The following is a 483-nucleotide window of genomic DNA, read 5'->3' on the forward strand; positions in this document are numbered from 1 at the left end:
CTTTGCAACTCCTACATTGGGTATGAGATGGGTAATGATATCTTTAGGAATATTATCAATAGCAATGTGTCCAGTATTATGGTTTGTAATTAAAGATGTAGATATTTAAGAAGAAAAAGAAGAAGCAGGTGAAAAAATGTCTGCTGGTGATTTTATAATAGTACTAAAATCACTAACTACTTGGATAGTAGGAATAAGTATATTCTGTGTATATTCATTCACAGTTACAATGTCTTATTTTACACCATATATAACATCTGTACTTGGAGGTTCTGTAGCACTATCTGGTGCATTAGCAATAATAAGACAACATGGTCTAAAATTGTTTGGAGCACCATTTGGAGGATATTGTGCAGACAAATTAAAATCTCCTACAAAAGTACTTTTACCAATATATGTATTTGGTATAGCAGTAATAGTTTTATTCCTAGTATTACCTGCATCAACTCCAATGACTATATTCATAGCTCTAACATTTGTAGT

Annotated in this window: 1 pseudogene; it reads left to right on the forward strand. The window is 31.3% G+C overall.

Annotation, left to right across the window (positions count from 1 at the left end):
* Positions 1–136 precede the first annotated feature (136 nt).
* Positions 137–483, forward strand: a pseudogene (locus K0039_RS20910) (MFS transporter); the annotation flags it as partial.

It is taken from the genome of Terrisporobacter mayombei, from assembly GCF_020748465.1.
In the GTDB taxonomy this organism is placed as follows: domain Bacteria; phylum Bacillota; class Clostridia; order Peptostreptococcales; family Peptostreptococcaceae; genus Terrisporobacter; species Terrisporobacter mayombei.